The organism is Clostridium lacusfryxellense (assembly GCF_018861735.1).
GTDB lineage: Bacteria > Bacillota > Clostridia > Clostridiales > Clostridiaceae > Clostridium_AD > Clostridium_AD lacusfryxellense.
Genome location: NZ_JAHLEB010000035.1, coordinates 1 through 18,960, shown reverse-complemented (window position 1 = coordinate 18,960; position 18,960 = coordinate 1). Strand labels below are relative to the sequence as shown.

At 30.6% G+C, this 18,960-nt stretch carries 17 protein-coding genes; 7 read left to right on the top strand and 10 right to left on the bottom strand.

Going from position 1 to position 18,960, the window contains the following annotated elements; all coding sequences use genetic code 11:
- Positions 1–70: 70 nt before the first annotated feature.
- From KPL55_RS17275 to KPL55_RS17255, 5 genes are all read right to left on the bottom strand, one after another.
- On the bottom strand, positions 71–1,402 hold the full coding sequence (locus KPL55_RS17275) for an extracellular solute-binding protein (protein ID WP_216307994.1): 1,332 nt from the start codon (positions 1,400–1,402) through the stop codon (positions 71–73).
- Positions 1,403–1,530: 128 nt separating this feature from the next.
- Entirely contained in the window at positions 1,531–3,141 is a 1,611-nt protein-coding gene (locus KPL55_RS17270) for a response regulator (RefSeq protein ID WP_216307993.1), read from the bottom strand.
- Complete coding sequence (locus KPL55_RS17265) at positions 3,142–4,890, bottom strand: sensor histidine kinase (RefSeq protein WP_216307992.1); 1,749 nt, start codon at positions 4,888–4,890, stop codon at positions 3,142–3,144. It lies immediately after the preceding gene.
- 139 nt (positions 4,891–5,029) lie between these two features.
- Complete coding sequence (locus tag KPL55_RS17260) at positions 5,030–6,202, bottom strand: glycoside hydrolase family 130 protein (protein WP_216307991.1); 1,173 nt, start codon at positions 6,200–6,202, stop codon at positions 5,030–5,032.
- 168 nt (positions 6,203–6,370) lie between these two features.
- On the bottom strand, positions 6,371–7,378 hold the full coding sequence (locus KPL55_RS17255) for a substrate-binding domain-containing protein (RefSeq protein ID WP_216307990.1): 1,008 nt from the start codon (positions 7,376–7,378) through the stop codon (positions 6,371–6,373).
- Between the two features lie 221 nt (positions 7,379–7,599).
- On the opposite strand from KPL55_RS17255, the gene KPL55_RS17250 reads away from it, so the two are divergent.
- The 3 genes from KPL55_RS17250 (at position 7,600) to KPL55_RS17240 (ending at position 9,166) form a co-directional block, all read left to right on the top strand.
- On the top strand, positions 7,600–7,872 hold the full coding sequence (locus tag KPL55_RS17250) for an AraC family ligand binding domain-containing protein (RefSeq protein ID WP_216307989.1): 273 nt from the start codon (positions 7,600–7,602) through the stop codon (positions 7,870–7,872).
- A gap of 77 nt (positions 7,873–7,949) precedes the next feature.
- Complete coding sequence (locus KPL55_RS17245) at positions 7,950–8,663, top strand: hypothetical protein (RefSeq protein ID WP_216307988.1); 714 nt, start codon at positions 7,950–7,952, stop codon at positions 8,661–8,663.
- Complete coding sequence (locus KPL55_RS17240) at positions 8,660–9,166, top strand: hypothetical protein (RefSeq protein WP_216307987.1); 507 nt, start codon at positions 8,660–8,662, stop codon at positions 9,164–9,166. Before KPL55_RS17245 ends, KPL55_RS17240 begins: the two co-directional genes overlap by 4 nt.
- A gap of 99 nt (positions 9,167–9,265) precedes the next feature.
- On the opposite strand, the gene KPL55_RS17235 is transcribed toward KPL55_RS17240, so the two are convergent.
- Positions 9,266–11,584 carry a GH36-type glycosyl hydrolase domain-containing protein gene (locus KPL55_RS17235; RefSeq protein WP_216307986.1) on the bottom strand — a complete coding sequence of 773 codons (2,319 nt, stop codon included), beginning with the start codon at positions 11,582–11,584 and terminating at the stop codon, positions 9,266–9,268.
- Positions 11,585–11,788: 204 nt separating this feature from the next.
- On the opposite strand from KPL55_RS17235, the gene KPL55_RS17230 reads away from it, so the two are divergent.
- On the top strand, positions 11,789–12,679 hold the full coding sequence (locus tag KPL55_RS17230) for an AraC family transcriptional regulator (protein WP_216307985.1): 891 nt from the start codon (positions 11,789–11,791) through the stop codon (positions 12,677–12,679).
- Positions 12,680–12,741: 62 nt separating this feature from the next.
- On the opposite strand, the gene KPL55_RS17225 is transcribed toward KPL55_RS17230, so the two are convergent.
- A complete protein-coding gene (locus tag KPL55_RS17225; protein WP_216307984.1) occupies positions 12,742–13,653 on the bottom strand; it encodes a glycyl-radical enzyme activating protein in 912 nt (303 codons plus the stop codon).
- 16 nt (positions 13,654–13,669) lie between these two features.
- Entirely contained in the window at positions 13,670–13,981 is a 312-nt protein-coding gene (locus KPL55_RS17220) for a glycine radical domain-containing protein (protein ID WP_281418868.1), read from the bottom strand.
- Between the two features lie 256 nt (positions 13,982–14,237).
- Here KPL55_RS17220 and KPL55_RS17215 point away from each other — a divergent pair, with 256 nt between their 5' ends.
- The gene (locus tag KPL55_RS17215; RefSeq protein WP_216307982.1) at positions 14,238–14,405 is read left to right on the top strand and encodes a hypothetical protein; all 168 of its coding nucleotides are present in this window, start codon (positions 14,238–14,240) and stop codon (positions 14,403–14,405) included.
- Between the two features lie 370 nt (positions 14,406–14,775).
- Here KPL55_RS17215 and KPL55_RS17210 read toward each other — a convergent pair whose 3' ends face one another.
- Positions 14,776–15,627: a sugar phosphate isomerase/epimerase family protein gene (locus KPL55_RS17210; RefSeq protein ID WP_216307981.1), complete on the bottom strand. Its 852-nt coding sequence runs from the start codon at positions 15,625–15,627 to the stop codon at positions 14,776–14,778.
- 815 nt (positions 15,628–16,442) lie between these two features.
- Between KPL55_RS17210 and KPL55_RS17205 the strand changes: the two genes are divergently transcribed.
- Both KPL55_RS17205 and KPL55_RS17200 read left to right on the top strand, forming a co-directional pair.
- Positions 16,443–17,243 carry an AraC family transcriptional regulator gene (locus KPL55_RS17205; protein WP_216307980.1) on the top strand — a complete coding sequence of 267 codons (801 nt, stop codon included), beginning with the start codon at positions 16,443–16,445 and terminating at the stop codon, positions 17,241–17,243.
- A 25-nt stretch (positions 17,244–17,268) separates the two neighbouring features.
- Positions 17,269–18,120 carry an AraC family transcriptional regulator gene (locus KPL55_RS17200; RefSeq protein WP_216307979.1) on the top strand — a complete coding sequence of 284 codons (852 nt, stop codon included), beginning with the start codon at positions 17,269–17,271 and terminating at the stop codon, positions 18,118–18,120.
- 7 nt (positions 18,121–18,127) lie between these two features.
- Here KPL55_RS17200 and KPL55_RS17195 read toward each other — a convergent pair whose 3' ends face one another.
- Complete coding sequence (locus KPL55_RS17195; RefSeq protein ID WP_216307978.1) at positions 18,128–18,862, bottom strand: glycoside hydrolase family 88 protein; 735 nt, start codon at positions 18,860–18,862, stop codon at positions 18,128–18,130.
- Positions 18,863–18,960: the final 98 nt, after the last annotated feature.

The following is an 18,960-nucleotide window of genomic DNA, read 5'->3' as shown; positions in this document are numbered from 1 at the left end:
AATACCATCCTCCTTAGTAAAATTTCTCCAAAATAAACATTCCGGAGAAATTTATTTTATATTTAATATCTTAATTACTCTTTTCATACTCTTTCTGAATTTGTTTAGCTAAATCTTCAGGCGAAGTTTTATTAAAAAGAAGCGTTTGCAAACCACTATTCATAACTTCTATAACAGGAGGCGAGAGCTGAACATCATATACAGGGGTGTATTTAGCCTTTGATATAAACTCAATATACTTTGCATATAGTGGATGTATTTTCGTTTTATCTACATTTTCAGCTTTCTGAGCTGGCGTTGAAGAATTTTCTACTGCAAGCTTTGCTTGCTCCTTGCCCGTTCCCATTTTCATCAATTCAATTACAGCATCTTTTTTTGCTCCAGTTAACTTTGAATTTATATTAAATGCCCAACCCGAACCGCCAGATGTAGTCATCGTATCACCTTTCCCACCTTCCACCGCTGGAAGTAGTGCAAATTCTGTATTACTAAGTACATCTGCCGGGGCTTTATCAATTAATTGAGAAGTAGCCCAACCCCCTTCGATAATCATTGCTGCTTTGCCGTTCATATAAAGAGCCTGATGTTGATTGTTGTCAATACTATTTAAATCTGAATTAAAAGCCCCTATTTTAGAAAGGTCTTGTAATGCAGCAAGTGATTTAACAAAATCAGGATCCGTAAATTTCCCACCTTTTTTATCTTTTATACCGTTAAACCACTCTGTTCCTGTAAATCTGTCCCCAAGTGTACTTAGAATACATGATTCAGCAACCCATTTGTCCTTGTTTCCAAGCGCTATTGGAATTACACCTGTTGCTTTGATTTTAGCAATTGCCTCTTTAAACCCGTTCCAATCTGTTGGGAATACGTTTACTCCGGCATCAGCAAATAACTTCTTATTATAGTAAATTGTATGTGTACTTACCATTGAAATAGGTATGCCGTAAGTTTTTCCATCCACTGTAAAATCTCCAAAAGCTCCATCTACAAATCCGTTTTTCCATTCCTTATCCGTTGCAAGAATATCATCTACATTATTAATAAGCTTATTGTCAATAAAATTTTGGACCATAGATCCCTTAACGTAGAATAAATCTGGCATTTCATTTGCTGCTGCTAAAGTTTTTATTTTTGTTTCATAGGAAGCTGGAGCTAAGGATTCTTCGTCAATAGTTACATTCGGGTATTTTGCCTTGAATTTATCTAATTGTGCTACAAAAGCTTTACCATTCCCATCCATACTATCCCTTACAAAAAAATTCATGAATGATAAATTTATTTTTTCATTTTTATTGCCAGCTTCACTAGTTTTACTCACCTTGGGTCCACAAGCTGTAAGCGTCATAATCATTGAAGCTCCAAGTACTAAACTTAATATTTTAGATGATTTTTTTTTCATTTCTTTTCCTCCTATATTAAATAGTTTTTCTATAATTAAGGGCCCTTTGCTCTTAAAATAATTATATAATAAATGGAATTAAAAATAAACTTGATATTCTACTAAAGTATCTAAATTTCTTGTATCCGTCAAATATTATTAGCCTCTTTAAATTCTTTCGGTGTAAAACCAGTATATTTCTTAAAAACAGTTGAAAAATATTTATAATCATTATATCCAACTTTTTCAGCAACTTCATATGTTTTAAGTTTTATATCTTTTAATAGTGCTTTTGCTTTTTCTACTCTGAAGCTATTAAGCCAATCTACAAATGTTTCTCCTACCTCTTCTTTAAAAACTGTACTAAAATAGTTGGGTGTTATATAAATTCCTTTTGTTATATCTTGAATTTTTATATCTTCACTATAATGTTCATTAACATAATTCATTGCTATATTTATAATTTTTCTGTAACTTTCACTTTTACTTTTTTTCACTAATTCTATAATATGTTCAAATAAACCACTTACCCAAACATGTATATCTTCTATTGTTTCATGTTTTTCAATTTCAATAAACGGATCAAATGCTTTTCCTAAGTCTTTTTCAAAATCTACACCTATTTCTTCCAATAAATTTAAGGCATTAATTATTATTTTAACTATTATATTTTTAATCAATTCATAATTTAGTTTTGTTTCTAAAAACTTAATAAATATTTGATCAATTATATGATTTAAATTTAAATAATCCATAGACTTTATACAATCAAGTAGTTGTTTACTATGTTGAGTTGGGAAAGTCATAGAAATGAATTTAAAATCATCCCCTAATTCATCAAATATAATAACCTGATTTTTCCCTTTAAATACCTTAGATTTTAAAGCCTTCTTAGCCTCAACGTAGGATTTTGGTATATTATTTAAACTGGCATATACTCCCCCCATTCCTATGCAGACTGTTACCTTCATATATTTTTTTATATCAAATTGAATCTCAATACAAACATCTTTAATGTTCCTTTTGTTATCAGAATTAATATTTATTAGTGCTAAGACAGAATTACCTTCACCATAGACAACGGCACTTGTAGCAATCAAATTTAAATTTTCACTAATGATATTTATAATTCCAAACTTAAGTAAGTTTTTATGTTTCTCTAAATAGTTTTCAGTTAACAATACAAAATTATCGATTTCTATAACTAAAACTTGATATTCAGGACCATTTATTGATATACCAAATTTATTCCCTTCATAATAAGTTGAGTCATTAAGTGGAATCTCACTATTTACCAGTTCATTTGAAAATCTTGATTGCATATATGGTAAATTTTCGTTGAAGAATATATATGAGGAAAGTTCCAAATTTATTTTCTCTTGTTCCTGTAATATTTGATCTCTAAGCTTTACAACTGTGCTTATTAGTTCTTCTGCTCCTACTGGTTTTAATAAGTATTCATTTACACCAATTTTTAGGGCTTCCTTTGCATAAGGAAAATCACTGTATCCACTCAAAATAATGATTTTCGTAGTTGGAAGTTTTTCTTTAACAATTCTTGAGAGTTCAAGGCCATCCATTACAGGCATTCTAATATCTGTAATTAAAATATGGGGCTCATTAATAAGAACCTTATCCATTCCATCTCTCCCATTTATACCTTCTGCTACCACCTCTATATCATAACTACACCAATCAATAGATGTTATTATTCCCTTTCTTATAACAGCTTCATCATCAACAATAATTAATTTAAGCATCTATATTTCTCCCTCACTTAAGGGTTGATAAATATTAACTATAGTACCAGCCCCTGTATTTATAAATTCAACTCCATATTCTTCCCCATGATATAGTTTAAGCCTGTCATTTAAATTTTTAATGGAAAATCCTCTATTGTTTTCTCCAACTTTTTGAAGAAACTTACTAGATTCAATAGTATCTATACCTATACCATCGTCTTTTATCGTAAATATAAGTTTGTTATTATCACTTTTAATTGTTACATCTATATGTCCATGTTCTCCTTTTTTTTCAATTCCATGATATATAGCATTATCCACTATTGGTTGAAGAACAAGCTTAATTGTATTATGTTCAAGTAACGACTGGTCTATATTTAATGAAAATTCAATTAAGTCACCATGTCTTTTTTCCTGGATAACAATATAACTTTTCAGATGCTCTATTTCATATTTTACCTTTGTTACATCTTTACCGCTGTTAAGATTTAACCTAAAAAGCTTTGAAAGTGCTTCAACAAGTTTGCTAGTTTCATAAGCCTTCTCAACTCTTGCCATCCAGTATATTGTATCTAATGTATTATATAAAAAATGTGGATTTACCTGTGCCTGTAATGCTTGAAGTTCTGCTTCTCGCTGTTTTAATTTCACAATATAGACCTGATTAATCAATTCTTTGAGTCTTATTGCCATACTATTAAAGCTCCTACTTAAAAGCGCAATTTCATAATTTCCCTTAGTTTCAATAACTACATCAAAGTTGTCATTTTCTAGCGTATCCATTTCACCCATAAGTTGCTTTATTGGCTTAATAATTTTACGAGAAAATATGATGGAAAATAATAAACAAAGAAAAAATATTATAATACTCCCTAATAGCATATTTTTCTCTATTACTATATTCTCTTTTAGCAAATCCCTTACAGGCACCATGTTAACTAATTTCCAATCAGTATTATTAATACTATAATAGCTAACAAGATAATTTTCACCTTTAATATCAATCTCAAAATAACCATTACTATTTTTATATAAACTTAGGTCTGAAATTTCTCTTTGAATTTTACTCCCTATTTTACTTTTATCTATTGATGATATGATAGTGTTGTTATTATCAAAAATCAAAAAATCTCCTTTGTTTCCTATAATTTTATTTTTATATAACTCAATTAATTTACTAGTATTTATATTTATTTTAAGAATATAAACAGGATTACTAATTCTATTTATATCATTTACATTTCGCACTAATGAAAAAACATTACTTTTATTATTATCACGGTCTATTAAAGTACTAAAGGTCCAAATATATCCTCCCTTAAGATCTGTTATCTGTTCCTCGGTTTTCTTATCAATTTCATTAATATATCCACTAGTATCAAGTGTTATTCCATTAAAATTCTTAAAATATATTGATTCTATATATGGCTTAGATAAAATTAAGTGATCTAATGAATTATAAATTTTCACCTTTTGTTCATCTATTATGTTGTCTAAATTTTTATCGGTTAATTTAAAAAAATTAAGAACTTCTTCATTCTGAATAAGATAAAGTGAAATGCCATGTGCATCTTTTAGAATCATCTCTATATTATTTCCAATCTGACTTACAGTATTTGAATTTGAAATTCCTATTTTTTCTTTAATAATCTTAGTATTCTGCAAAGTTGAAATTATACCTATGGTTGTAAGAGGAATAATAATTAGGAATAAACTAAATATAAAAACCTTATATTGTAAACTTATAAATATTTTTTTCAATAACAATTAAAGTCCTCCTTGCAATATAATAATCCTTCGGTAATCGTCGAAGGTTAAATTTTCACTTATTTAATTGAATTTAGTATATAGAATTAGCTCCATAACTATACTACAGATATAGTTATGGAGCTAATTAACTTTTTATTTATTTTTTTAATAATTCAAGATTTCTTCTAATCAATTCTTTTCTCTGCTTTACACAATCCACAGAGCGTAGAGGGTCTGATGGAGTATTAAAAGCATAATCAATTAAGCGCTCAAGTGTTGTGGTTGCTACATGCATTCTTGTATCTGAAGATGCATAATATATGTAAACATCACCATTTTCACTAGCTATAGCACCATTTGCAAATAGTACATTAGATACATCTCCAGTTCTTTCAGCTCCTAGTGGCGCCATAAAATATCCACTTGGAGTTGCTATAACCTTGCTTGGATCCTTAAGGTCTGTAACAAATACGTATAGCACATATCTTAAGCCCGCCGCAGTATTTCTTACACCATGCGCAATATGAATCCACCCTTTTTCAGTCTTTATTGGTACACACCCAGAACCATTTTTCGCTTCTGTTATAGTATGATACTGTCTTGGGCTTACCAAAACCTCATTTTTTATCTCTGCATTATTTATATCTTCACATAACCCAAAACTGACACCGCCAGCATTCCCTGCTTCCATAAACGCATCCATAGGTCTAGTATAGAAAGCATATTTGCCTTGAACAAATTCAGGATGAAGTACTACATTTCTTTGCTGAGGTGAAAGAGTCTTAATATTAGGCAACCTTTCCCAAGTTATTAAATCTTTAGTCCTTACTATCGCAGCTGCAGCCACTGCTGCATAGGGATCAGTTGTATTTGGATCTGTATCCTTGCTCTCAGAACAAAATACTCCGTATATCCATCCATCTTCATGTTTTGTAAGTCTCATATCATAGACATTGGTTTCATTAGGTTCCACATCAGCAAATTCTATAGGATAATCCAAGAATCTAAAATTATCGATTCCGTTATCACTTACTGCCACTCCAAAAAAGGATTTTCTGTCATTCCCTTCAATTCTAGCCACAAGATAGAATTTCCCATTAAGCTCAATAGCTCCTGAATTTAATACTGCATTTATACCTAATCTCTCGATAAATAGAGGATTAGTTTGTTCATTCAAGTCAAATCTCCAAGCTAGAGGTACATGATGCCTTGTTAAAACTGGATACTTATGGCGGTCATAAATACCATTATATTCTCCTGTTTTTTCATTTTTTCTTATTATAAGGTCGTTATATTTCTTTAATTCAAGTTCATAAACTTCTTTAAACATTTTTACAGCTCCTTTTAAATTATTAATTCTAAATTAATACAATACAACTACTTTATATTCGTCTAACTTCTAATTACCTTACCTATTTATTTGTTACCTTACTTGTTACCTTACATAAATATTTTACTATAAATTATTTTCTTGGTCAAGCTTAATATTGGAATGATTTCATAATATTTTTATTACTGAATCTCTTTTTATCAACTTGGTTTTAACCATTACTCTACTACTGTATCTATGAAAATCTTTTATTCTCTTAATAATCTTTTTTATAGCTACCTTTGACAGTTCCTGAAGATTTACACGTATTGTAGTAATTTGAGGTATAGATAATGTTGCGTGTATACTATCATCAAAACCTACTACAGAGCAATCCTCTGGAACGTTGTATCCACTAGCTTTAAGTTTTTCTATTAAATTATTAGCAGCAATATCACAATTGCATACAAACGCAGTTGGTATTTCTTTTGGTAATTCTATTTCCTTCCACTCTCCATCATCATCCTTATCACTAATTATCCATTGAGGTTTAATTTCAAGATCATATTCTAACATGGACTTGTAGTATCCAAGATATCTATCTTGAATACTACTTGTAAGCTTTATATTTCCGACATATCCAATGTTTCTATGCCCATTTTCTATAAGATAGCTGGTTATTTCATAGGCTGAAAAAAAGTTATCTGTAATAACCGAATCTACATCAAAGTTATTATAATAAAAATCTAGGAATACCATAGGAAATTGATATTGATTTATTTTCTTCAAATAATCCCTTGCCAATTGCCCTAGTATTATAACTCCCTCAATCTTCTGTTCTAGAATCATTCGAGGTATAATAGAATTCTTTTCATTTTCTGGACTAAGAATATGTAATATAGTTGTATAGTTTAAATTCTCCAATTCATCAGAAATCATTTTGTACATGTCTATATAAAAATTAGCATCCTGTCCAAAATATCTTTCTGAAGTTATAATTCCAATACTTCGGGTTAGACTATTACCCAGATTCTTACCCGTGTGATTATATAAATATCCAAGTTCTTTTGCAACTTGTTTAATTTTCTCTCTCATACTTTCGCTAATTTCACCTTTACCTGTCAAAGCTTTGGAAACTGTTACCTTAGAAACTCCAACCTTATTTGCCACATCTTGCATTGTAATTCTCTTAGACATTTAGCTTTCCTCCATATATGTTTATGTTTTTTGTTACTTAACGTAATAAAATTTGTAACCTTTAACTATCTATAACCATTGTAAATGGAACTGACATAAACTTCAATAGAATCTTTCCAATTTTTATTAATTAAGTTAATATTGATATAATTAACGTTTCAGTTCATAATTAAAGCATATTAATACATTTTGTGATATAAAAATTTGAATGGAGCATAGATATGTTAGCTATAAAATCAAAAGAAGTTGAAATGATATTGAATCAAAAGATAAAAATAACTAGTGATAAAAAATGTGCTTTTAATATATATTGGGGAATTGCACCTAACCATAAAACCAATCTAGTTCATAAGCATTCATTTTTTGAAGTTTGCTATATCTTGAAAGGACAAGGTACCTATTCTGAAAACGAAGTCAATTATGATTTAAATGCTGGAACCCTTTTTATATCATTACCGGGTAGATATCATAATATTACTAACAAACCTGTATAGAAACCTTAAAGAAACTTTGGCTTACAGGCTATAACTATTTTAATGAAGTTCCTTTCCCAGAGAATATTCCAAACCCAGTGCATAGAGCATCTTGGTGGAATATTTATAGACCTTGGTTAGACGATTGGATAAGCCGCTCAGAATGGTTAATAAGCGAATTAAATTGGGCGAAAGATATATTACATAGCCTTGATGCAACCACTGAGACTTGCATTAACCCAATACCATTTTTGAACAATCAAGCTGAAGGAGGTATTGATCTAGATGGCATGGGAAAAGTAGTAGACATAGTTGGAGCAAGCTACCATCCTGCCTGGAATTTTAGATATGCCAATAGAGAGCTATTTCCTGCTTTAATGGCAACAGGTTTAAGAAAGCAAGCCGCTCATTCTTTTGTAAAAAGAGTTGAGGTTACTGAAGTTCAGACTGGAAATACCTTTAATTCAGCTTTTAAGCCTTGTGAAGCTTCTGCAAGTGAAATCGGACAATTCTTCATTGCATGTATTGCTGCCGGTGCAGAGTCTGTATGTGGTTGGTGTTTAAATATTCGTAGTCAGGATTTCGAAGCTGGTGACTGGGGATTGCTAGATGATAATGATAATCCAACACCTAGAAGTAAAATGTTAGCATTAGTTAATGAACGGTTACAGTATGCTCTTAATATTACTGGAGAATGGAGTAGTTATAAGTCAAAATCATTTATAGCATACGATCCCTCTTCTCAAGCTATTGAATGGGTAGAAGGAAAAGACTTACCACAGGTTCCTGGTAGGGCTATGAGGTTTCCTTGAACGGAATAACCATTAGCAAATGGTTATTAACAAGATTGGATGCTGTCTTTGATGAAGATGCTGGCTGGAAACCCTGGGAAGAATTAAGATTTGTTCAAGATGGAGAACCCTGCGTATGGGAACGAGCTTTTGGAATAGGTAAGATTATCATCTGTAGAGGAATTTTGGGACCCTCATTAGTTCATAATTGGGATACAATGCCTACTATTAAATATATAATTAAAAGAGCTTCTAGTAGCTGCAGGGAAAAGGTTTATCCAATTACAGGTTCAACATATACTTTTGTTATTCCAGTACAAGTAGAAAAAGGTTCTTTATGGGCTATTTTTGCTCCAAATAAATCAAATAAATACGAACAATATATAACTATAAAAGCTCCAAAAGGCACTTATAAAGATTTATGGAGTGGTAATGAAATTAAAGTTTCCTCTCATGGTGAAGTTACTATTGCGACTAAATCTGGAATTATCCTACTATGGACTGAAGAAAAAGTATCTAATTGAAATAAATCGTTATTCTTTTATTTAGATAATTTTTATAATAAAAAGGATGTGAAAAACAAATTCCTAAGTTTTTCACATCCTCTATTTCATTTAAAGCTTTTAAATGCTTCCTTTCATAACTACGTTAACTTCATGAATTTTTCTGTCTTTAAATAATGGTAATATGTTACCTTCAATTTTATTACCATCTACTGTTACAATTAGATCTGATTTCGATAAATGCTTTGGATTTTCTATAACAATGTGATACTTATCGCCTCTAAATTCCCTGTTTACCTCAGCTTTGTCCCATTGTGGTGGCATACATGGATTTATTTTTAATCCATCATAATCTCTTTGAATTCCAAGTATACCCTCGTATAGTCCCATCATTGTCCAAGCAGATGTTCCTGTTGTCCAAGACCAATAAGATTTTCCGTAATATTTAGGATGTGTTGAATAACAATTTGTGAAAACATAAGGTTCTGCACCAGAACTTGTTGATGGATTCAAGTCACTGTCTGGCATTATCTTTTTTAATGTTTTTAATGCTTGCTCTCCTCTCCCAATTTTACAATCCATAACTATTTTAAAACCAGTTGCATGACAATACACTCCTCCGTTCTCAAAAAGTCCTGGAAGCATCCCTGACATACGGCCTACATTAGGCGAATACTCAGGATATGCTGGCATATTTAATGGAAAACCAAAGTCATGTTCCATAGAATCAATTGATTTTATTACCGATTTTAATCTTTCCTCGTCCGGTATTTCTGCAAGTACTGCAAATGTCTGTGCATTAATGTATATTTTACTGCCATCGCTTTCTTTTGAACCTATATTTTCTTTCTCGCTTAGTGCGCGCATGTACCATTCTCCATCCCAGGCAACCTTGTTGATTGTATCCTTTAGTATTTCATATTCAGTCAAAAGTGATCCCGCATAACTCTCTTCCCCTATTTTCTTCATCAACACACTTAATTCCTTTAATGCAAGACAAAATTGCTCAGATAACATTACTGATTCTGCCTCTTCATCTGTTGTGATATTAAGTGCATCATTCCAATCAGCAACAAAAATCCTAATAAGACCATTACGTCCCTTATCTTCAATAAGTCTATTAACTGCAGCTTTGACATGCTCAATCATAGTACCTTTTCCACCATTTTGGTATTCAATCTCTGTTTTAAGCAGATCATAATCACCAGTTTCCTTAATTAGCTCACAAACCGCCCATATAATCCAAAAAGGTTGATCCGAATATCTTGTATCATCATAAGGGAACCAAGTAAGTACAGCATTACCCTCTTTAAACTGATGTCTTAAACATTCAATTATTTCTTCTTTAGCTTTTTCCTGTCTATAACTAAGTAATGCCACTGAAATTTGAAGGTTGTCTCTAACTCCTTTTTTTCCCACAATACAACAATCTACCTGCTTTTTCAGCCAGTTATTCATAATATTATTAATTTTCTCATCCGGAGTCTTAACGTTCATTGAACTGTATTTATTATAATTATATTTCTGTGTTTCATCGAATTCTTTTTGAAGGTTTATTTTATTAGAGTATTTTAAAGATACCTCCCTTGCTTCTTCTAGAGATTCACTAACTCCAAAAACATAACTTATTTCCTTCTCTTCTCCTGGGCCCAAAGTAATTTTATTCTGCAAAACTCCACCAAGTATAAAAAGCGCAGCCAAAGAATTGGTACAATCCATACCTTTTATAACAACATCCGGCCTCTGAAATAGTCCAATTGAACTAGCATCAAGCTTGGTTATGGAACTTGTAGCTCCAAGAAACTTCGCTAAGTCACCATCATAAGCATGTACTTTTTCTGAACATGATATATACCCATTATATCTTTTATGAGGAGCAAACGGATGATTAGACTTACAATATACACCATTAAGTTCACTATCAAAATATGTCTCTAAACTTCTGTACATTTCATAATACCTAGGATAGTTAAATCCTTCAAGATCAAAACTCACAGCTGAAAATATGCTCAAATTTCTTTCTCTATCAGTATTATTTTTAATCTTTAATGTCCAAACCTCATTATAGCCATTTTGTGGTACAAACAATTGCCACTCTGCTGTTATTCCTACTTTTTCAGACTTCAAAGTTGTATACCCGATGCTATGCTCGCATTCAAAATTATCAACGGTTTCATTCAAAGGACCTTCACCAATATTCCAAAAAGTATTGTTATCCTCATCACGAAAATAAATATACCTAGCATCATTGTTATTAACCATACACATGTCAGCCTTTTCATTTAAGTAATAGCTTCTTCCATGACCTATCTGAGATACTTGAGCGCAATATCCCTTTTCACTCCAAAGATAATTAGACCAATACCTTGGTGTCTTTGAATTTTTAATAATACATGAATTCCCACCATTAGTGAATTGATGTAATTTTTGTTTATTCATATTATAATCTCCCCTCTACATTTCTCTCCATATTTAATCCTTACTTATAGTTTTTATTTATAATATAATATTTTTTATCATTATAAATTTCATCTTATAATGATATAGTATATAATATAAGTATAAACTTATATGCTGATAATTCTACACATATTGTGCTTAGTAATTGTATCAATTGTGACTTTTATAAAGGATGGTGCATCAATGGAGATTAAAAGAGAATATATAAAAATTTCAGATCCAGAATTCCCAATTAGAGCTAGTGTTACAATTAATTCTATGGAAGATTTATCTTCTAGTCCTCATTTACATAAAGAGATGGAATTGGTATATGTTACAAAAGGCGAGATGGAGTTTGTTATAAATAACGATACAATTAAGGTTAATAGCGGTAATGTACTTTTAATAAATGGAATGATAGCTCATTCATCAATAGTAAATGATAACAAGAACATTGTAGAAATGTATCTACTACAGTTTGACCCATGTCTAATTTTAGGAAATACTTTGCTCTCCGATTATAAATATCTTGTACCCTTTTTGAACGAAAATACCTTTGACTATCAGTTACTTGATATTAAATATTTACATCAACATATTAATGTAACAAATTTAATAATTGAAATACAATCAGAAATCGTAAAAAAAGAGATTGCTTATGAAATGTATATTAAATCTTGCCTTTACAGAATTATAACTATTTTATATAGAAACAACATTATTAATTTTTCATCACTAGATATACTCAATAAAAATAAAGATATGCTCTCAAAACTTAATAAAGCTTTAAAATTAGTTGAGAATTATTACTATGAACCTATTACGGTTGAAATGGCTTGTAAAGAATTATCTCTAAATTATCATTATTTTTGTAGATTGTTTAAAGCTGCAACAGGTAAAACTTTTATACAATACCTGAATTTTGTTAGAATTAAAAATGCAGAAAAGCTTTTGCTTACCTCAAAAAAGAGCATTATACAAATAATGTCTGAAACAGGATTTTCAAGCTTAAATTACTTTAATAAAATTTTTAAAAGCTACAGCGGGTCATCTCCATCCGCTTACAGAAAAGAAATTCTTATGAAAAATATATAAGGCCTTTAACCAAGTATTTTTTAAAATTGAAAACACCATCAATATTTGAGGGTGTTTTCGTCTTATAAAAGCACTGCATTATGGCAACCCATCTTTCTAATAAGTGTATCCATCCAACCCTTCTTAGTTTTATCATCTGGCATTTTTAAACCTTCAAGTGTATATTTTACTTGCATCTCTTTCCATTTGCCTCTTCCCATGTCATGATACGGTAAAATCTCTATTCCTTTTAAATTGGGATATTTTCTTGACAACGCTGAAATTCCACGAAGATGCTCTGTTGTATCATTAATTCCTGGAATCATTGGGCATCTAAGTATAATTTCTGATCCTTGATTATATAAAAAATCAAGATTTTTAAGTATTTTTATATTTGAAACTCCAGTTAATTTTTCATGACGAGCACTGCCTGTGTCTTTAATATCAAAAAGAAAAAGATCCGTGTAGTTTCTAATTTTATTGAAAACTTCCTGCTGCCCAAATCCACAAGTTTCAATTGCTGTATGAATATTCATTTGCTTAGCTACCTTTAATAGTTCAAGTGTAAACTCCCATTGAACAGTTGGTTCTCCTCCTGATATAGTAAGTCCACCGCCAGAATTATCATAATAAGTAATATCTGCTGCCACCTCTTTCATAACAGCTTGAACATCTTTTTCAAGACCTGATATTTTTAAAGCACCATAAGAACAAACATCAACACACTTAAAACTTTTATTACATTTTTGCTGTAAGAATTCATGTATATTATTTTTCATGATTTGCGCCCCAGTAGGACATACTAAAGAACATTCCCCACAATTCGTACATTTTTCCTTGTTAAACATAAGTTGAGATTTTAAATGCCAAGATTCTGGATTATGACACCATATGCAACGAAGTGGGCATCCCTTAAGGAAAACCGTAGTTCGTATACCTGGTCCATCGTATAAGGAGAATCTTTGTATATCAAATATATTACCTTTTTTAATCATTTATTCATCCCCTAACTTAATAATGTGTTCGACTTAATATTTCAAGTTGTACCTCTCGAGCTAACGTAACAAACCTAGCACTAAAACCTTCCACACGAACAAACAAATTGCTGTAATTTTCTGGTTCAATCATCGCCTTCTGAAGATCATTTTTATTAACTACAGATATCATTGCTTGCGTGCCACCATTTTGAAAGTAGCTCTTTAATACACTTTTTATAATAACTCCATTGTTTTTAAATAATTCTGGTGAAAACATCATATTTTGAACAGCACCTGCATGTATTTCAGATTTCAATTTAACTAGGGAATTAAGCAAAGCAGTCAAACCATTTGCAATATGGGCTTCTTTATATTTTTTATAGGTATTTGTGAATTTAATTTCAGCTGAAAAGTCATATTTTTTATTTATAATAACAACTCCTTATTTATTTTTCTTATATGTTGTTACCATAATTATAGCTTAATTTAATTTAGTCTTCTTGTTTTATAATGTCTAATTATTGTGCTATACTGCTATTTTGAAATTAGTTTGTTTTGAAATAAACTGGATAATTAGGTAGTATTTGTAGGGAGTTATATGAATGGAAGAAAATTGTGTTTATACCATGGATACCCTAGATCCTGATACGCATATGCTTTTTCATTTTATAAATCAAACTTATTTTTCTAATATTCCAAAAGAGACCATGGAAGATTTATTTAGTTACTTAGGCGCTAGCCTTGAATCGCAAAATTTATTATCTGTTTAATCCCTTCATAATTACCATTTATACGTTTCACAATAAGTTCTGCAGCTTTTTTATATAGTTTTTCAGTGGCCTCCTTTTTTGCGGGTATTTTTTTAGATAGTAATATTTATATTTCGGCTTCAAGCTGTCCTGTACCCATGATTTTTTCATAGACAATTGTCCTCCCTATTTTAATATATAAAGAATTTTATTTGTTAAATGTCAAAGATTATGACAATATTTAAAGCTAAGGTGGAGTTATTTTCCACCTTAGCTTTTATTGTTTTAATAACTGAATTAACTTCAGTGAATTCAATCGTTAATTAAACAAATAACCATGCAAAGTAAATTCTTTGCATGGTTATATAATGTTAAGAAAACATTTTCTAAACTACTTAGACTTAATTTCCTTAATAATATTCATAAACCTTCTTCCATATTCAACATACCCCTCACTGCCATTATACATATGAGGTTCTATAGAAAACCCACCATCATAACCTCTTTTTATAAGATCTGCTACAATTCGCTTAACCTCTGCGCTACCCTCACCAGGAAAAGTATGTATCTTCGCCTTAGATTCACTATCTATAAATGAATCTTTTATATGCACATGATAAATAAATTCTTTTACATTATCGTAAAATTCCCAAGCACTTTGCTTAGCATAAGGAGAGTTTCCTATACGGTTATCAGCTCCAACAGTGTTGCCCATATCATATATAAGCTTAAATGCAGGTGAATTAATTTTATCTACTAGTCTTAATGCATGATGGTAAGATAATGCAGAATAATCACTACAATTCTCACATAGATATATAATACCTGCATCTTCGCACATTTTTACCATATAACTGATGTTATCAAATATAATCTTTTCAATCTCTGGGCTATCTGGAATTACATCTAAAGCTTGTTTAAATGCCATACCTCTTATAATCTTAGTACCTAGAATTTGCATTCTTGGAATAGCACGTTTTAATGCCTCTCTAGAATATAAAACATCTTCTGCGTTTCTTACTTCTTTTCTTGAATTTGCAACAGCACTTCCAAAACAGTGAATATTTACTTTAGCGTCATTAAGTTTACCACAAATTTCTTCAAATTTTTCCTCAGACATATCAGTAATATTTACTCCGTCTATATCACGAGCTTCAATATTACTCCATCCAATATCTTTAGTTGCTTTTATCTGCGTTTCAATGTCTTGTCCTGCCTCATCGGCAAATCCTGAATAAGTCATACAATTCCCATCCTCTCAAATAAATAATTAAGACTATTTTCTATGCTTTTTACTAATTATATTATATTACATATACAATTTCTTTGCTTTTTGTGTTATATTTATTGTTTTTCTTGCTCTTAGTTTCAGATAAATTTTCTTCACCCACTTTTGAGGTAAACTTGATTCCATCCATCTTGTACGAACAAATTCCGTATTTATTGTGTAAGTCAACTAAGACATTTCTATCTAGTTCCCAGTTATTTAGAAGTGTAATTACAAAAACAAATGGAAAAGTATTCTTTAATATTATAATAAAAAATGGTCCATTCTTTCTTAATTCTTTTTTAAAAGTAGTTTTTTTATAATAGTGTTTGGATCAATCTTGACTGTTTTTTAATCAATGAAGATGTCAAACAAACAACCGCCTTTCAATGTTTAAATTTTGTTTACGTTTACTTTAATATAATTATATAACTAAGTGCTTTATTGTTAAGGTGTAAAGTATACAATAATAAGGTTAAAATTATATATTTTATGAATAAATTATGAATGTTCATAATATTCATATCAGCTCCACCTTTTACTGTTAAAGCATCTTTAAAATCATATTTAGTAATTGTTATTGAATATTATGAAGGTAAAGGTTATTATATTAATAATACAGGATGTGGTGTATTATTTTAAAGTTTACATGCATTAATAATATGAAACTTAAAAAATAATGCAATTTATCATGGTATAGAAATGAAGAAAGGTAAAGGAACAATATAATGTTTAAGATTACAAAAATAGAAAAATAAAGTTTTAATAATACTACATTCGTGGAGGTTTTTATGAAAACTCAAAATGATTATGATTTTTTAGTCACCACAATTGGTCATGTAGCTGAAAGGTTACCAAATGCCGATTGGAAAATTAGCAATATATTACATGCTGACCTTTATATTCTCGCCTATGTCATTGATGGCGAAGCAACCTATTTATTTAATAACAAAAGTTATAACGTTAAAAAAGGAGACATCATATTCTTTAAGAAGGGTTTTTTGCATACTGCCTTTAGTAATCCACGAAATCCTTGGCACTTCTATACAATTTCATTTAATGTTGAATTTGCAGATGAATGGAGTAAATCAAAATTTGAATCCTTTAGCCCCATAGTATCATCCCCAACCTCATATCACATGACCTCCTTAATGTCTGGGCTCAACAATACCTGGACAGGAAAAAGGCCTGGATATTTAATTAAATCTAGATCATTTATAATGGATATGTTATATTACCTTATAAAAGAGAACAACTCTGCTTCCTGGGATATAACTCACTATCAAACTATTGAAAAAATAGCGAATATGATTCAAGCTAATCATGCTAACAATTATTCAGTGGAGGAACTCGCAAAACTATCTGACCTTAGCCCTTCACACTTTCGTTTGCTCTTTAAAAAAATAACAGGCTTTACTACCGTACAATATCAAAATCATATACGTATAAATAAAGCCCGTGATCTTCTTCTAAGTGGTAACTGCAATGTAAGTGAGGCCTCTGATACAGTCGGATACCATGATATATACTACTTTAGCCGATTATTCAAAAAAAAGACAGGTATGAACCCATCTGAGTTTATAAAGCGATAAAAATTTGTGATTTGAAGGTGATTCTATGCAAATAATTAAAGAAAATATAAAACTTGATTCAACTTTCCCGCTTAAAATACACACAGCTATAATTGAACCTGACCACTTAGAATCTCCAATCTTCCATTGGCATGATTGCATAGAGATTTCTTATGTTAAAAAAGGTCGTGGATTTTATGTTGTGAATGGGAAAAAATATATTATGGAACCTGGTGACGTAATAATAGTTAACTCATTAGAACCTCACTGCTGGGAAGTCTTTCCACCTGAAAATATGATTCAGCCGGTATTACTATTTTCTTCTTCTCTTATCTGGTCTGGAGAAACTAATATTTTCGATTATCAATATTTAGAACCATTTTCAAAAAAGATTACTAATTTTAGTAACAAACTTCCACATAACAACCCTGCAACTAAGAATATTTTTGATTTACTTATATCAATGTCAATAGAATATGAAAATAAACAAATCGGTTATAAGCTTATGCTCAAAGCAAAACTTCTTGAAATAATAACGACCCTAATAAGGCATTTTCAGGATAACACTAAAGCTTTTGAAGATGTTCATATAAAGCAAGGTAAGATAGAACGATTAAACTCAACTCTTGAATTTATAAACTCTAATTATATTAATGATATAAGATTAGCTCAAGGAGCTTCTATAGCATGTATGAGTATTAGCTATTTCTCTACATTCTTCAGTAATACTTTAGGTTTATCTTTTAAAGAGTATATAATCAGATTAAGAATAAATCATGCATTAGAGCTTATAAATACTACCCATAAGTCTATTACAGAGATTGCAATGGAAAGTGGTTTTAACAATCTATCCAATTATTATAAGGCTTACAAAAAATACTATACATTATCTAAATGACTATATATCATTCATTACTATTTCTAACTAATAAAGCCATTAACCCCATAGCCATCTGTGATATTACTCTATAACCACTTCTTTGTAGTTCTTCTCCACCTTTATTGCTTTGAGCCACTCCAGTCAGCAGTCCATCTGGAGTAAAATATGTCTGCAATGCCTCTAGTGTACTCTTTACGAAAATTAAATATTTATTAGGAAGTATATTGTTTTTTATGCCAAGCGCAATAGCTGCTGCAATCCCTGCAGAACAAGAATTATCTATAAGCGTTGATACATCATCTACAAAGCAGCACCATAGTCCATCCTTTTGCTGAAATGATAATGCAAGGTCTGATATTCTCACAAACTCCTTCTTTAGTTCATTAACATCATATCTACCATCAAGTTCAATTATCGTATGCACCAGTCCTAACATATACCATGAATAAGCTCTTCCCCAATTAGTAAAACTATGGGTATTGTCTGAAAAAGTCCTTAGATGTAACTTATCACCATCTGCGAGTTTTTCTTTTGCAATCATCAGTTGCCTAATTGCAAGTTTAGCTAAATCATCTCTATTTCGCAGTTTGGCTAAAACTGCAAGTGGATACGCTACAGTATACGATCCCTCAGCTGATAGCATGTCTCCATCTTGCAAAGAACCTTCATTGTTTATATGTGAACACCAATATTCTATAGCTAAATCTAGAGATGGATGATTTGGAAAAACCTTTGCAATTACTGCAATGTTAAACGTCAAATTATACCTAATTGAAAAGGCGTTTTATTTCTATTACTAGTAACTGATTTACGTCAGATTACCACTATAAATTCACTTTATCAATAAGAAAACATCAT

Coding starts and splice junctions, on each gene's coding strand:
- KPL55_RS17205 (WP_216307980.1), top strand. CDS start 16,443: ATGAAAACTCAAAATGATTATGATTTTTTAGTCACCACAATTGGTCAT.
- KPL55_RS17235 (WP_216307986.1), bottom strand. CDS start 11,584: ATGAATAAACAAAAATTACATCAATTCACTAATGGTGGGAATTCATGT.
- KPL55_RS17260 (WP_216307991.1), bottom strand. CDS start 6,202: ATGTTTAAAGAAGTTTATGAACTTGAATTAAAGAAATATAACGACCTT.
- KPL55_RS17250 (WP_216307989.1), top strand. CDS start 7,600: ATGTTAGCTATAAAATCAAAAGAAGTTGAAATGATATTGAATCAAAAG.
- KPL55_RS17200 (WP_216307979.1), top strand. CDS start 17,269: ATGCAAATAATTAAAGAAAATATAAAACTTGATTCAACTTTCCCGCTT.
- KPL55_RS17255 (WP_216307990.1), bottom strand. CDS start 7,378: ATGTCTAAGAGAATTACAATGCAAGATGTGGCAAATAAGGTTGGAGTT.
- KPL55_RS17230 (WP_216307985.1), top strand. CDS start 11,789: ATGGAGATTAAAAGAGAATATATAAAAATTTCAGATCCAGAATTCCCA.
- KPL55_RS17270 (WP_216307993.1), bottom strand. CDS start 3,141: ATGCTTAAATTAATTATTGTTGATGATGAAGCTGTTATAAGAAAGGGA.
- KPL55_RS17215 (WP_216307982.1), top strand. CDS start 14,238: ATGGAAGAAAATTGTGTTTATACCATGGATACCCTAGATCCTGATACG.
- KPL55_RS17225 (WP_216307984.1), bottom strand. CDS start 13,653: ATGATTAAAAAAGGTAATATATTTGATATACAAAGATTCTCCTTATAC.
- KPL55_RS17210 (WP_216307981.1), bottom strand. CDS start 15,627: ATGACTTATTCAGGATTTGCCGATGAGGCAGGACAAGACATTGAAACG.
- KPL55_RS17275 (WP_216307994.1), bottom strand. CDS start 1,402: ATGAAAAAAAAATCATCTAAAATATTAAGTTTAGTACTTGGAGCTTCA.